This window comes from Bradyrhizobium sp. AZCC 2262, assembly GCF_036924535.1.
Lineage (GTDB): Bacteria > Pseudomonadota > Alphaproteobacteria > Rhizobiales > Xanthobacteraceae > Bradyrhizobium.
In genome coordinates this window covers 2,395,039-2,408,761 of the sequence record NZ_JAZHRT010000001.1, presented here as the reverse complement: position 1 = coordinate 2,408,761, position 13,723 = coordinate 2,395,039, and the positions used below count along the sequence as shown (strand labels likewise).

11 protein-coding genes and 1 pseudogene are annotated in these 13,723 nt (G+C 59.5%); all 12 read right to left on the bottom strand.

Annotation, left to right across the window (positions count from 1 at the left end; genetic code table 11):
* Positions 1-5 precede the first annotated feature (5 nt).
* The 12 genes and pseudogenes from urtA to trbE all read right to left on the bottom strand — a co-directional run bounded on the left by urtA (position 6) and on the right by trbE (position 13,719).
* Positions 6-1,298 (bottom strand): urea ABC transporter substrate-binding protein, encoded by a 1,293-nt coding sequence (gene urtA / locus V1283_RS11260; RefSeq protein WP_442895726.1) that lies wholly within the window; start codon positions 1,296-1,298, stop codon positions 6-8.
* On the bottom strand, positions 1,295-3,190 hold the full coding sequence (locus V1283_RS11255; RefSeq protein ID WP_334386552.1) for an adenylate/guanylate cyclase domain-containing protein: 1,896 nt from the start codon (positions 3,188-3,190) through the stop codon (positions 1,295-1,297). Before V1283_RS11255 ends, urtA begins: the two co-directional genes overlap by 4 nt.
* 218 nt (positions 3,191-3,408) lie before the next feature.
* Complete coding sequence (locus V1283_RS11250; protein ID WP_334386551.1) at positions 3,409-5,313, bottom strand: thiamine pyrophosphate-binding protein; 1,905 nt, start codon at positions 5,311-5,313, stop codon at positions 3,409-3,411.
* A gap of 187 nt (positions 5,314-5,500) precedes the next feature.
* Positions 5,501-5,812, bottom strand: coding sequence for an ATP-dependent DNA ligase (locus V1283_RS11245; RefSeq protein WP_334386550.1), 312 nt, complete (start codon positions 5,810-5,812; stop codon positions 5,501-5,503).
* Between the two features lie 34 nt (positions 5,813-5,846).
* Positions 5,847-6,104 carry a DUF2274 domain-containing protein gene (locus tag V1283_RS11240; protein ID WP_334386549.1) on the bottom strand — a complete coding sequence of 86 codons (258 nt, stop codon included), beginning with the start codon at positions 6,102-6,104 and terminating at the stop codon, positions 5,847-5,849.
* A 2-nt stretch (positions 6,105-6,106) separates the two neighbouring features.
* Complete coding sequence (locus V1283_RS11235; RefSeq protein ID WP_334386547.1) at positions 6,107-7,303, bottom strand: TrbI/VirB10 family protein; 1,197 nt, start codon at positions 7,301-7,303, stop codon at positions 6,107-6,109.
* A complete protein-coding gene (trbG, locus tag V1283_RS11230; protein WP_334386546.1) occupies positions 7,300-8,226 on the bottom strand; it encodes a P-type conjugative transfer protein TrbG in 927 nt (308 codons plus the stop codon). The genes V1283_RS11235 and trbG overlap by 4 nt, the downstream gene beginning before the upstream one ends.
* A gap of 56 nt (positions 8,227-8,282) precedes the next feature.
* Positions 8,283-8,963, bottom strand: a complete 681-nt coding sequence (trbF, locus tag V1283_RS11225) for a conjugal transfer protein TrbF (RefSeq protein WP_334386545.1) — start codon at positions 8,961-8,963, stop codon at positions 8,283-8,285.
* Positions 8,963-10,166: pseudogene (gene trbL, locus V1283_RS11220) on the bottom strand (P-type conjugative transfer protein TrbL). Before trbL ends, trbF begins: the two are co-directional and overlap by 1 nt.
* 3 nt (positions 10,167-10,169) lie before the next feature.
* Positions 10,170-10,547 carry a putative entry exclusion protein TrbK-alt gene (gene trbK-alt, locus V1283_RS11215; protein ID WP_334386544.1) on the bottom strand — a complete coding sequence of 126 codons (378 nt, stop codon included), beginning with the start codon at positions 10,545-10,547 and terminating at the stop codon, positions 10,170-10,172.
* Entirely contained in the window at positions 10,547-11,281 is a 735-nt protein-coding gene (gene trbJ / locus V1283_RS11210; RefSeq protein ID WP_334386542.1) for a P-type conjugative transfer protein TrbJ, read from the bottom strand. The genes trbK-alt and trbJ overlap by 1 nt, the downstream gene beginning before the upstream one ends.
* On the bottom strand, positions 11,278-13,719 hold the full coding sequence (trbE, locus tag V1283_RS11205) for a conjugal transfer protein TrbE (protein ID WP_334386540.1): 2,442 nt from the start codon (positions 13,717-13,719) through the stop codon (positions 11,278-11,280). Before trbE ends, trbJ begins: the two co-directional genes overlap by 4 nt.
* Positions 13,720-13,723: the final 4 nt, after the last annotated feature.

Here is a 13,723-nt window from a genome sequence, read left to right as displayed (position 1 = left end):
GACCGTCACCAATCATGGAATGTTGGTTCAATGCATCCCCCGCAGACCCAAGGAAACGTCCAGTCGGCCGTACGCTTTGCGCTGTCGGGAAGATACCTTTCCCAAGGTTCGGCTCGGACCGGATTGATTGACTGCCAAATGACGTCAAAAGTCCCGGAAGAATTTATTTTGCCGATCATGACTGGCTTGGAAAGATGATGATTAGTGTTCATCACAACCTCGAAGCCGCTCGGCGCCTTGATTCTCTGACCGTACATCGCCTGCCGGACCGCATCCACATCGGTGGTGCCCGCTTGGACAACGGCTTGCGCCCACATTCTGAAGCCAATAAAGGTGGCTTCCATCGGGTCATTTGTGATTTTGTCTCCTTGCTCGTTGAAGTCAGCCCACATTTTCATGAACACTTTGTTTTCTGGTGAGTTGACCGTGTGGAAGTAGTTCCAGGCCGCTAAGTGCCCGACGGGGACAACGCCTACACTGTGCAATTCGCGCTCGCCGACAGAGAAAGCCATGACTGGAATCTCGTTGGCGTCCACATGTTGGGCTGCGAGCTCCATATAGAAGTACGTATTAGCATCTCCGTTAATGGTTGATATCACTGCGGTCTTTTTTCCCTCCGAACCAAAGGCTTTGATCCTATCGACGATCCCTCGCCATTCGGAATAGCCAAACGGGGTATAAATGGTCATGATGTCGTCTGGCGATACGCCCTTTTCGGCAAGATACGCGCTCAGGATTCGGTTGGTCGTGCGCGGATAGACGTAGTCAGTGCCGAGCAGAACCCATCTGCGGACTTCGCCTCCCTCCTTGCTCATTAGATATCGAACAGCCGGAATGGCCTGCTGATTTGGTGCAGCCCCCGTGTAAAAAATGTTGCGCGAGCTTTCTTCTCCTTCGTATTGTACTGGGTAGAACAGTAAGCCGTTCAGCTGCTCGAAGATCGGCAGAACGGCTTTGCGGGATGCGGAAGTCCAGCACCCGAACACAACCGCAACCTTTTCCTTCGAAAATAATTCTCTGGCTTCTTTCGCAAACATGTCCGGATCAGACGCGGGATCAACGATTGCCGGTTCCAATTTCCGTCCGAGCAGCCCACCCTTTTTGTTTTGGTCTTCTATCAACATGAGGACCGTGTCCTTAAGGACCGCTTCGCTGATTGCCATCGTGCCGGACAGAGAATGAAGAATACCGATTTTGATCGTCTCTTCGCCTGCGCGAGCCGCTCGAATGCCGACGAGCGAGAGTTGCAAAACGAGCATCACCAGCATGGTACCTCGTGAAAGCGAAGCTGAATTCATGTTGATGCTCCGACGAGCTCGAAAACACGGGTTGCCTTTGTCATCCCCTTGGCAATGACCGACTCGAAAGCCTTGAATTGGAAGCGATGTTTAGCCCGCAGATAGACCACTTCGCTCACGAGAATAACGGTCCCAAACTGCTTGTTCAGACCTTCGAGGCGCGCCGCGAGATTCACCGTATTGCCAAGGGCTGTGTAATTCATGCGCTCCATCGAGCCGAGGTTGCCAACCACCGCATCCCCAACATGAATGCCAAACCGTGTGAAGAACGGCTTCAGACCCTCAGCTTCGAACTGGCAGTTGAGCTTTTCGCAAGCCACTCTGGCCGCAAGAACCGACCGGCAGGCTCGCTCAACATGGTCGGGCTGTTGATTGGGCGCGTTCCAGAACACCATAACCGCGTCACCAATGAATTTGTCGATTGTTCCGCCTTCGGCGAGGAAAGACTCTGTAAGCACCGAGAAATAGCGAGACATCTGGAGCATAAGAGTGTCGGGGTCGGCGGACTCGGCGATGGCGGTAAAATCCCGAACATCAGTGAAAAGGACTGTAATCTCCTCTCGAACTCCGCCGAGCTCTGTAGCCATGGAACTATCTATGAGCCGCTGGACGAGCTTTTTAGGAACAAAGTGAGCGAACGACCATATGGCGCGCTGTGCGAGGCTGATCGCACTGCCGAGCTCGTGAATTTCTCTGATGCGTGATACGACCGGCTTGGGTGCAGGCTCAGCCAGATTTTGGAGCTTGACGGCCTCAGCCGTTAAGGCTTTCAGGGAAAAAGACATTCGGCTGCCAAATATCCAAACGGCGGGAATAAAGGCAGCGCCAACAATCGTTGCAAGTATTAGTCCTGTGAACTGGAGCCTCCGAACATCCTGGGCAAAGTCTCCTTGGGCTCCCAACAACAGTATGCTGGCGCTGTACCGCTCGCCCAGAGGGAATTTCGCTAATTTGAACAGGTAGCCATTGCCCCGGTCGTCACGAATAGTTCCATCGTAAGGTTCCCGGCCATGCGCCCTCCGCAACACGGCCGCTGCGACCCCCGAGTTGATCTCCTTGATGTTGGGCAATCGCGGTTGGGATGGATGTGTCATCGCGCTGGTAACGAGTTGTGAAAACCCGGGATGCGCGATGAGCGAACCGGTGGAGTCGAAGATCAAGACGATGCCGTGCTTTCCGGGCCGTTGTGTTTGGACGAAATCGCTAAAAGTATCGAGCTTGAGATCGACGGCAACGACGCCGGGCACCTTCCCCCGCAGGGGTGCGCTAACCGTGATCACCGGTGCGCCGATGTGAGACGACAGATAGGGCTGGGAAACAAGCGACTGGTCGGCTTTCATCGTGTCGTGATACCAGGGCCGCTTGCGGGCGTCGTATCCGTATTTCCATAGATCCAGTCGTCCGACATCGTTGCCCTGCCGATCTTCAAAAGTGCGCCGCATGGGCAGTTCGCCACCGGGGCCGGGGCGGATCGAATTTATGGCAATATCGGCGTGAGGTGTCGCGCGTAACCTCTCACGCTGCTCCTCGTTCAGGTCGCTAGTGCGCCGGACCTGTAACCAAGCGCCATTTTCAAAGCCGACACAGATACTGTCAATTTGGGGCTGTTCCTGCAGTGCCGCTTTGAATAGTGCGATCGCCGGGCCGGTCTCGGTACTCTCATTTGATTCGGCCACGCTGGAACTGGTCGCCAGCACACGCACTAACGATCCTATGGCGGTTATCTCCGACTGAAGACGTCCCGATGCGTTCGTGCTCGTTGCGTCCATATAGGCGGATGCAGCTTCCTTCGTTGCCCAGTGAAGAGCCCGAACCTGAATAGCAATGAGCAGCACGGCTAAAGCAATGATAAACGCCATCACCGCAAGGGTGATTGAGGTTCGAAATGTCAACCTCAACCGATCACTTGGCCGCACTAGCTCTTTGAGTTCAACCTCATGAGTCACTATGCTACTCTATGTCTGTTAGCTCGTTCGCCCGGCCGGTTTGGGCCGGCCGTGCTGTTGGCGAAAAGCGCGAGATGAACCGTCAGATGAGTCTCGCCGGCGGCCGACGCCTCTTGCCAGATACCTGGCGATGGGTCGTTTGATACGGCTATTGCCGTGCTCGCTCACCCGCCGGTAACTGCAAGTATTGTTTCCTTGATCTTTGCTTTGGCGTAATTGCCGGCCTGTTCCAGCTCGACATGCGGGAAATTAGGCAATTCGTTAGCCGCAACAACGCAGTCGACAATGGCCGGACCATCGGCCTTGAGCGCTGTGTCAATGACGTCGCGCAACTCGGCGGGTCTTTCGGCCTTGAAGCCCACCCCGCCGCAGGCGCGCGCTAGCGCCACATAGTCCGGATTGGGGAAGTCGATACCCTGTTTCCAGGCCGGCACGCCGATCGCTTCGGCCTCAAGTGCGATCAGTCCGAAAGCCGAATTGTTATAGACAACGCACTTCACCGGCAGCTTGTGATGCACGGCAGTGAGGAATTCGCACATCAGCATGTTGAAACCGCCGTCGCCGCAGAGTGCGATGACTTGGCGCGAACGGTCGAGCGCCTGAATGCCGTTAGCCTGACCAAGCGCGGTACCAACGGCGCCATTGTTGAACGAGCCGATGATCCGCTGTTCGCCGGCCTGGCGGATCCAGTTGCCCGACCACAGCGTATTGAGCCCGGTGTCGATGACGAACACGGCATCGCGCGCGGCGAGGTCACTCACCGAACGCGCGACAGCCTGCGGGTGAATAAGATTCTTGCTGCGCGCGAGATCGGACTGTTTGTCTAGCATCTCGTCCCAGGCCTGGCGCCGGACCGTGATGAAATCGAAGAATTCGCTGTCGCTCTTCGGCTTCACCCGACCGAGCAGCGATCTGATCGTCGGTCGCACAGACCCGTTGACGCCGAGCGCAGTCGGGGTGCGGCGGCCAAGCACGCGCGCCCGATCGTCGACCTGGATGACGGCGCCCTTGCGGGGCAAGAATTCGGAATACGGATAGTCCGTGCCGAGCATCAAAAGCAAATCGCAATGCATAGCGGCTTGATAGACCGGCTTCGTCCCGATCATACCGATGCCACCCATCCAGCGCGGGTCGTTGTAAGGCATGATGTCCTTGCCCCTGAAGGAATGGATCAGCGGCGCCTTGAGGCGGTCGGAAAGCGCACGCAATTCTTCGGCTGCGCCATGACATCCAGCACCGCACATGATGACGATGCGGTCAGCTTCGTCGATGCGGCGGGCCATCTCGGCAACGTCTGCTTCGCCAGCGGATATTTCGGGTCGCGGCTTGAGCGTGGCAGCGCTCGTAACGCTGCTGTCGGGCGTCCCGCTAATCACATCCTGTGGCAGCGTCAAATGTGCCACGCTACGGCTACCATAGGCGGCGGCGATGGCCTGATGGATGACGGCCGGCGCCTGTGCAGCTGAGGAAATGGTTTCGGTATAGAGCGAGACATCACGGAATAGCAGGTTTGAATCTGTCGCCTGAAAATAGTCGGTTCCCTGCTTCTTGCGCGGCATCTCTCCGGACAGCGCAAGAACCGGTGCGTGGTCGCGATTTGCTTCGTAGAGGCCGGCGACGAGATGGGTGCTGCCAGGTCCGGTTGTTCCGCAACAAACGCCGAGCCGACCTGTGAGCTTTGCTTGGCCCGCAGCCGCGAGCGCGGCTCCCTCCTCATGGCGGACGCCGATCCATTCAATGTTGCTGTGGCGAACCGCATCGGCGATCGGATTAAGCGAATCGCCAATCAACCCGAATATCTGCCTGACACCAACCTTTTCGAGCGCGTCGACTAAAGTGCCGGCGACTGTCCGCGACATCTGCATCTCCTGCAATTGGAATCTTTCAGATCGTCTCTGTCGAGACGCAAGTCCGGCCGCTAGGGTTTTCTGTTTTGACCTTTGGCAAAAAGCGTCGCCACTTGCGTGAGGTAGAGAGCCACTCCTAAGCGCCTTAGCGCAGCCGATTAACACGAAAACGCGAATCCTGTCTGTTTTGGAAGTGACATGATTTAGGGTGTTTTGCTTCAATAATCGTTGTTACTCACCGCCACTGTTCCGCCCTGACAGGACGCCGTGATCAGCGTTCTTGCATCGAGGGAACTGTAGATTGAAAGCTGGCAATGTTGGCTTCACGGAACGATCGCCGACCCGTCACAAGCGGAGTGGGAGGTGCCCAAGACAATTCGGTCGGCCAAGCATGAAGCGCTTCGGACACTCATTCGAGACCGACGAAAGGCGGCCGGCTTAACCTAGGCGCAACTCGCGAAGCGGCCCGGCGGCTACTAAATCCCAGGTCGCGATGTTTGAAGGCGACTTCGCCGTCGAAGATCGCCCGATCGACCGGGATGTCGAACGTCGCCGCGATCGCGGAGAAGCGTTTCGTCCAGTCGAGCCCCGTCCGCGTGCGGATCGTCACCCTACCCTTGTCGAGGTGGACCTGCAGGCGATAGCCGTCGTACTTGATTTCGTGGAGCCAATTGTCGCCCGCGGGTGGCTTCGACCTCAGGGAAGCGAACTGGGGTGGCACGAATCCGGGCATCGCGGATGGAAGTCAAGCTGTCTCACTCGGATTTTGCTGCGGCGCTTGGTGAACCTTTTTGTTGAATTCCGCGACGCAGCTTCCTGAACGCGCGATCCGTTGCCATGAATCGTGCCAGCATCGGCCCGACAAGCATCGCTGGGTCTGCAGTCGATTGTCGGCCTTCCCGTTTCAAGATTTCTGCATAGGCCGTCAAATCGCGATAGACCATTGCTGGGAGCTTTACGGTCAAGCTGACGGGCTTGTCATCTTCGATCGAACCAATTTTTAGCTTGGGCATTCTCATCCTCTGTAGGGTTCGAGCACCAGATCCCGACTGACTAGCACACGCACGGGAAAGCCTGGCCGGATGGTCAATGTCGGTTGAATATTGAGATTGCGTCGAACCAGCTGCTGCCCGGTTTGGTTCAGCGAATTCGCAGCGCCGACCCGTAGCGCCTGAAGAATGGCCGTATTGTTTCCGGTATCCACACCGGACCCGAGCTCTGCCCCAACGCCGAGGATTGTCGATAGCAGCGCCGCCTTGAACAGCTCGCCCCAGTGGTTGTCGACCTCGTCCTCAAGACCGGAGTAGCCCCCGGCGTCTGCGCCCTGCTGCCGCTCCAAAATGATCGAGCGACCGTTCGGCATGATCAGCCGGGTCCACACTAACAATACCCGCGATTGACCGAACGCGACCTGACTATCGTAGACCCCGATTAAACGCGCTCCCTGAGGGATGAGCTTGGCACGTCCAGTCGGGGTATCGTAAATCGCTTCTGTAACTTGCGCGGTGATTTGGCCGGGTAGATCCGAACGGATTCCAGTAATCAGAGCCGCCGGAATAATCGTCCCTGCTTGCACAACAAACGGTGATGCTGGACGTGAGAGTCGGTCGGGCGTTGTAGTCCGCCGATCAACCGGGGCATTGACGAAGAGGAGTTTGCTGTCCTGCCCGTTTTGAGTGAAGGTTTCATCAGAGGATGCCGCAGTCTTGGTGGTCGTTTCCTGGGATGCGGCATGCGGTGGCACAACGGGCGCAGTCGTCGCCGCAAATACCTTGCTGGTCCGGGCCGCTTCGGTTTCCTGATTGGCACGCTGCTGCTCGGCGTCAAGACCGATCGGCGCTGACTGGCCTTCCGCCGTAACGATTGGACGCCCCAAGTCGCCCGGCAATGGCGCTCCAAGCCGAGGGACGTCGCGGGGAATTCCAGTATAGTCCTGCGGCAACGCTGTCAGGCCATCTGCAACGTTGTGATGATCGGTGCTGTAAAGCTCGTCCGGCGCCGGAGTGTGTGGGCGGTTGCTCCTCAGCGCCCACAGCACCGCGCCAGAGATGAGCAGCAAAGCCAATGCGCTGCCACCCGCAAGGACCTTGCGGGAGAGCCTTGTGATCCTTGGGCGTTCTGCACGCAGACGCAGAGTCTGCCCGAGATCATTGGACGATGGCGCTGATCCCGATACGGGATCACGAGTCCCGGTTGGCTGACTTCCCGTCACGACCGCCCTCCGTCGTGTCTGACAACTCGCACCTTCTGCTGCTTCTCTCCGCCAAGGCGCAGCTCAGCCGCGGCGAACAGACGGTCGACGATCAGTACGTTCTTGTAGGCGCGATAGTTGACGAGTTCGGGCTTGCCATCCTGCCCGATGGCGAACAGCGGCGGCATTTCGCCTTGTCCGATCCCATTCGAGAACTCGATATAGACCTTGCGGCCATCATCGTAGGCATTGACCGGACGCCACGGCGGGCTGTCGCCCTCGATGATGTAACGGTAGCGGCGCTGCTCCACTTCCGGAATGATCGGAGTTGGTGGCAAAGCCCGGGAGTGGCTGGATCGGTTTTCCGGAAAGAACCAGGTAACTGATGGCATGTATGGCTTTTCACGGGAGCGCAGCTCGATGAGGTAGGTTCGCCGATCGGTGTTGATGACAAGGTTCGTCTCGATGGCGGGCCTTGTCGGCTTGACCATAATGTGGACGCGCCTGGTATCGCCGTTGCCGCTCTCGGTGTCGCCGACGATCCAGCGCACGGTATCGCCGGCGGCGAGCGGCCCCGAACCTGTTAGCTGCTCGCCCGGCTCGAGCGCGATGTCCGTGATCTGCCCCGGTGAGGCGTAGATCTGGTAGAGTGCGCCGGGACTATACGGAAAGATTTGGACAGCGTTGAAATACCCTGCCCGCCGCGGCTGGACGCGGGCGGCATCGTTGGCCGTTGTGATCCGCTCCGCCGGCTCTTTGGCTTCCTCATCGCCCTTGTTGCCGCCGCGCGCCGGTGTCCAGGACGGCGGGACATGCAATGGACGCGCATGGTCATCAGCGGGCATCGGTAGATCGGGAGGCGGCGGCACATCGTCATCATAGCTGATCTGTGGCGGTTTGAAGGTCGTGCAGCCGGAAAGCGCGAGAGCAAAAAGCAACGCCAAACGTACAGGCGTTCTATTGCATTTTGGGCGGGCGTATCTCGGTACATTCCTTCTCACTAGGCGAGCTCCTTCGACCAGTTGATGGCATTGACATAGACGCCGAGCGGATTCTTGCGGAGGCGGTCGGCATCGCGCGGGGTCTCGATCACGACGGAAAGGATCGCGGTCCAGCGCTCGGTCGCAGCGAGTTGGCCGCTGTCATAGCGGCGTTCGGTCCACGCGACCCGAAAGCTTTGCGGCGAGGCACGAATGACGCTGGAGATCTCGACGGCGATCTGGGTATTGCCGAGCTTGGCAAAGGGATCGTTAGTTCGCGCGTAATCGTTCAGCGCCGCAGCTCCGCGATCAGTTGTGAAGTCGTAGGCACGGAGCCAATCCTGCCGTAGCACAATGGCGTCGGTCGGCAGGCCTCGCACATCTTCGATGAAGCGCGCGAGGTGAAACGCGATTTGCGGATCGGTCGGCTGGTAGAAGGGACTTGCCGGCGCGACCGCCTGAGCCTGGCCGAGACGATCGACTTCCACCACCCACGGCGTGATGGTCCCGTGGGTGGACTGCCAAACGAGGCTTGCTGCAAGCCCTCCGGACAGCAACAAGCATCCGAATGCCATCAACCGCCAGTTTCTGGCCTGGACGCGGGCCGAGCCAATACGCTCGTCCCAGATTTGAGCCGCCTTCTGGTAAGGCGTCACCGGCTCCGGCGTGCGACCGTAATGCACGGATGGTCGTTTGAACATCAGTGCCCTCCCTCGGACAGATCAACGGAGGATCCGCCACCGGCACTGTCACCGCTGCGGACGGCATGGGTGGCCGCGGATGCACCCTGGCTCACAGTCTGCGCGCGTCATGCGGCGCGCCCAGGCCGGTGGCGCGTCCGCCGTCGACGAACCGCGACCGAGCCCCCCAGCCATGCGGCGCAAGGGGCTGACGATCGCCGAGCCCCCTGCACTCGCGACGCCACCCAATCCTCCGGCACGGTAAGCGCTTGCGGCTCCGCCTGCTATCGCTGCCGCACCACGAGCACCGCCGACGAGTGCGCCGCCTGCGAGTCCGGCGCCACCGGCTGCGAGACCCGCGCCAGCCACGATGGCGCCACCAGCGGCCAAGCCGGTGCCGACGGCAGCGCCCGCACCAAGTTGCGGTCCACCCGATACGATGCCGTTCGCAATGCCAGGACCGAAAATGCCGAGGCCAAGGAGCGATAACGCCCCAAGCACAAGCGCCATGGCGTTGTCGATGGTCGGCTGATTGCCACCAAAGCCCGCCGTGAACTGTGAGAACAGCGTCGAGCCTATGCCGACGATGACGGCCAGCACCAGAACCTTGACGCCGGACGAAATCACGTTGCCGAGGACGCGCTCGGCGGCAAACGCGGTCTTACCGAACAGCCCGAACGGGATCAGCACAAAGCCTGCCAGCGTCGTCAGCTTGAACTCGATTAGGGTGATGAAGAGCTGGATGGCCAGAATAAAGAAGGCGAGCAGCACCACGACCCAGGCGAACAGCAGAACCGCAATCTGGACGAAATTCTCGAAGAAGCTGACATAGCCCATCAGACCCGAGATCGACTCGAGGATTGGTCGTCCAGCATCAAGCCCGACCTGGGCGATCTTTCCGGGCCTCAGGAAATCGGCCGAGGAAAGACCGGTACCGGAAGCTTTCAGCCCCAAGCTGGCGAAGCTCTCGAAGATGATGCGGGCCAGGCTGTTCCAGTTGCCGATCAGAAACGCGAAGACACCGACAAAGAGCGTCTTCCTGACGAGCCGCGCCAGAATGTCCTCGTCCGCGCCCCATGCCCAGAACAGGCCGGCCAGCGTCACATCGATTGCCGCGAGAGTCGTCGCAAGATATCCGACGTCGCCTCCGAGCAGCCCAAAGCCGGAATCGATGTAGCGGGTGAACGCTTCAAGGAACTGATCGATAATGCCAGTGCCGCCCATGGGTCACTCCTTCCCTGACTGCTGAATCGGAGGATAACCAGGTGACAGGCGGCTCTCGTCCTTCGGCGGCACGAACAACGAGGAGCCCTCTCGAGGAGGTCCATTCTCCGACGATGCAGATGAAGCCTTCTGCCCGAGGAATTGGCGGCGCTTCTCTGCCCACGCCTTCCGGCACTCGGACAGGGCATCTTTCTGCTCGTAGGTGACAGAGCGACACTCCGCGAGCTTTGTCGTAAGTGCATCGGATGCATGATCAGCCGACGCAGCCGGCAGGTTTTGGCCCTCGTCGTCACGTAACCGGATTGTGCAAGCGGCAACTGCGAGGACGATGAGCACCACTGCTGCCACGGTCGGGATCCGTTCAAGTTTTTTCGCGTTCATCAGTGAAACATCTGCACGGTTGTGGGTTGATAGCCGGCGCCTTGCGTCAGGAAGCGGCGCAGTTGCTCCCTGCCCTGGTCCTGGGCAGCGGCGTGCTGTGCGGACTCCAGGTTTTGCGCGCGCCCATGGGCGGCGACGACTGCAGTGAGATCCGCGAGTTGCTGGGCCTGCAGGGCCAGAAGCTGATTGCCCGCCTGGCTCGCCTGCAGTGCCCCAGTCGCCCCCTGGCTCGAGGTAACCAGCGCCGACATCTGGGTGCGGTTGGTATTGAGATTGCCGACGACCGTGGCCTGCGTCCTCATAGCGTCCTGCAGGCCGGCCATTGCGTTCTGCCAACGCGTTTGCGCGTTTGCGATCAACGCCTGGTGTGGAATGCTGGATGATGCCGCCGCGTACGTCGTGGAGAACGCACGATCGATCTGTTGGATATCATAGGCGATGCGTTGAGCCTGGGCGAGCAACTGCTGGGTACGCTGGATCGACTGTTCCAACTGCAACAACGACGAGAACGGCAGCGTGGCCAGATTCTTCGCCTGGTTGATCAGCATCTGGGCCTGGTTCTGCAGCGACACGATCTGGCTGTTGATCTGCTGCAAGGCACGAGCGGCCGTCAGTACGTTCTGCGCATAGTTATTGGGATCGAACACGACCAACTGCGCGGAGGCGGGCTCGGGACAGACAAACACAGCAAACGCAATCACGCCTGCGGTAGCGAGACGATGGAGGCGGTTCATTTGGATGCCTCCAATTCAGCGAGATGCGGGATGAGATCGGTCGCCCAGGCGACGTCGCGGGCTTTCAGCCAGCCCGGCACAAAGTTGTCGCGGCCACCTTCGGCAAGGACCTGCTCGATCAGCGCCTGGTCGGCCTTGGAGGAAGCGGCGGTGAAGGCGAGCGCGACCTCGCCAAGACCGAGTTCGAACAGGCGATTGCCGCGGCGCGACTGGCAGTAGTAGTCGCGCTTCGGCGTCGCGCGGGCGAGGATTTCGATCTGGCGGTCGTTAAGTCCAAAGCGCCGGTAGATCCCCATGATCTGCGGCTCGATGGCGCGATCGTTGGGCAGCAAAATCCGCGTCGGGCAGCTCTCGATGATCGCCGGCGCGATCGCGGAGCCGTCGATATCAGCAAGCGATTGGGTAGCGAAGACGACGGAAGCATTCTTCTTGCGAAGGGTTTTCAGCCACTCACGCAGTTGACCCGCAAATTCTTGATCATCAAGCGCTAGCCACCCTTCATCGATGATGAGCAGAGTTGGTCGGCCATCAAACCGTCCTTCAATGCGGTGGAACAGATAGGAAAGGACGGCCGGCGCGACTGCCGTACCAATCAGTCCGTCGGTCTCAAAGACCTGGACCGAGCCTTCGCCAAGGCGCTCGAATTCCGCATCAAGGAGCCGGCCATAGGGCCCTCCGAGGCAATAGGGCTGCAGCGCACGCTTCAATACATTCGACTGAAGAAGAACGCAAAGGCCGGTCAGAGTCCGCTCTTGGATCGGTGCTGAAGCCAGCGAGGTCAGCGCCGACCAGAGATGATCCTTGGCTTCTGGCGTCACTTCGACCCTCTCGCGGCCGAGGATCGCAGCGATCCACTCTGCTGCCCAACCACGTTCAGACGGATCATCAATCGCCGCAAGTGGCTGAAGCTCAACGACTTCTGCGGATTCGCCCGACAGCACGCCGCCGATGTCATGCCAATCGCCACCCATGGCGATAGTGGCGGCACGTACGGAACAGCCAAAATCGAACGCGAAGATCTGGGAGTCCGGATAGCGACGAAATTGGATCGCCATCAGCGCCAGCAGCACTGATTTGCCGGCGCCGGTTGGTCCGACCACTAATGTATGGCCGACGTCACCGACGTGCAGAGAGAAGCGAAACGGAGTCGATCCCTCCGTCCTGGCCAAGAACAAGGGCGGAGCCTTGAAATGGTGGTCCCTCGTCTCCCCGGCCCATACCGCGGACAGCGGGACCATGTGCGCCAGGTTCAAGGTCGAGATCGGCGGCTGCCGCACATTGGCGTAAACATGTCCTGGCAGGCTGCCGAGCCAGGCCTCGACCGCATTCACCGTCTCAATCATGCAGGTGAAATCGCGGCCTTGGATCACCTTTTCGACGAGGCGGAGCTTTTCATCAGCGGTGGCTGGATCGCTGTCCCAGACCGTGATCGTCGCCGTGACGAAGGCCTCTCCAACCTGGTCGGAGCCCAATTCCTGCAAGGCAGCGTCGGCATCCATGGCCTTGTTGTGGGCATCGGTATCAAGCAGCGCCGATGTCTCGTTGGTCATCACCTCCTTCAGGATCGCGGCCACCGACTTCCGCTTGGCGAACCATTGCCGCCTGATCCTGGTGAGAAGCTTCGTCGCATCCGTCTTATCGAGCATGATCGCGCGGGTCGACCAACGATAGGCGAACGCAAGCCGGTTCAGGTCGTCGAGAATCCCGGGCGTGGTCGCTGTCGGAAACCCGACGACCGTCAGGACACGCAGATGCGCAGAACCGAGCATTGGCTCGAGGCCGCCGGTCAGCGGCCGATCGGCGAGCGATGCGTCGAGATACATCGGGATCTCGGGCACCCTGACGCGATGCCGTTTGGTCGAGACCGTCGAGTGGAGGTAAGTCAGGGTCTCCTCATCGTCGAGCCAGGCGCACTCCGGCATAAAACCTTCGACGAGTTGGAGCACGCGGTTGGTCCGATCGACGAACCCACGGAGAACCTCACGCGCATCAGCGTCGACGGTGCGGTTGCTACCTTCGTAAAGCAGCCGCTCGGCCTTCGCCGCGCCCTCGTCCGGCGGCAGATAGAGAAGCGTCAGGAAATAGCTCGACTCGTAATGGGCGCCGGCTTCTTCGAACTGTGCCCTCCGCTCAGCATCGACCAGGGCGGACGCCGTGTCCGGAAATGTGTTGGGTGGATAGCTGCCTGCGGAATGGCGCTGCGCTTCGACAAAGATCGCCCAACCGGACTCGAGACGACGCAGCGCATTGTTCAGACGGCCGGCTATAGCGACAAGTTCGGCTGGCACGGCGCTATCGAGATCAGGCCCCCGGAACTTTGCTGTCCGTTGAAACGACCCATCCTTGTTGAGGATGATCCCCTCATCAACAAGAGCCGCCCAAGGCAGAAAATCCGCGAGACGCGTATTCGAGCGCCGATACTCCGCTAGGTTCATCATGAGA

Excerpts from the sequence above, each read along its gene's own strand:
- urtA (WP_442895726.1), bottom strand. The coding sequence starts at position 1,298 with ATGAATTCAGCTTCGCTTTCACGAGGTACCATGCTGGTGATGCTCGTT.
- V1283_RS11240 (WP_334386549.1), bottom strand. The coding sequence starts at position 6,104 with ATGCCCAAGCTAAAAATTGGTTCGATCGAAGATGACAAGCCCGTCAGC.
- trbF (WP_334386545.1), bottom strand. The coding sequence starts at position 8,963 with ATGTTCAAACGACCATCCGTGCATTACGGTCGCACGCCGGAGCCGGTG.
- trbK-alt (WP_334386544.1), bottom strand. The coding sequence starts at position 10,547 with ATGAACGCGAAAAAACTTGAACGGATCCCGACCGTGGCAGCAGTGGTG.
- trbJ (WP_334386542.1), bottom strand. The coding sequence starts at position 11,281 with ATGAACCGCCTCCATCGTCTCGCTACCGCAGGCGTGATTGCGTTTGCT.
- trbE (WP_334386540.1), bottom strand. The coding sequence starts at position 13,719 with ATGATGAACCTAGCGGAGTATCGGCGCTCGAATACGCGTCTCGCGGAT.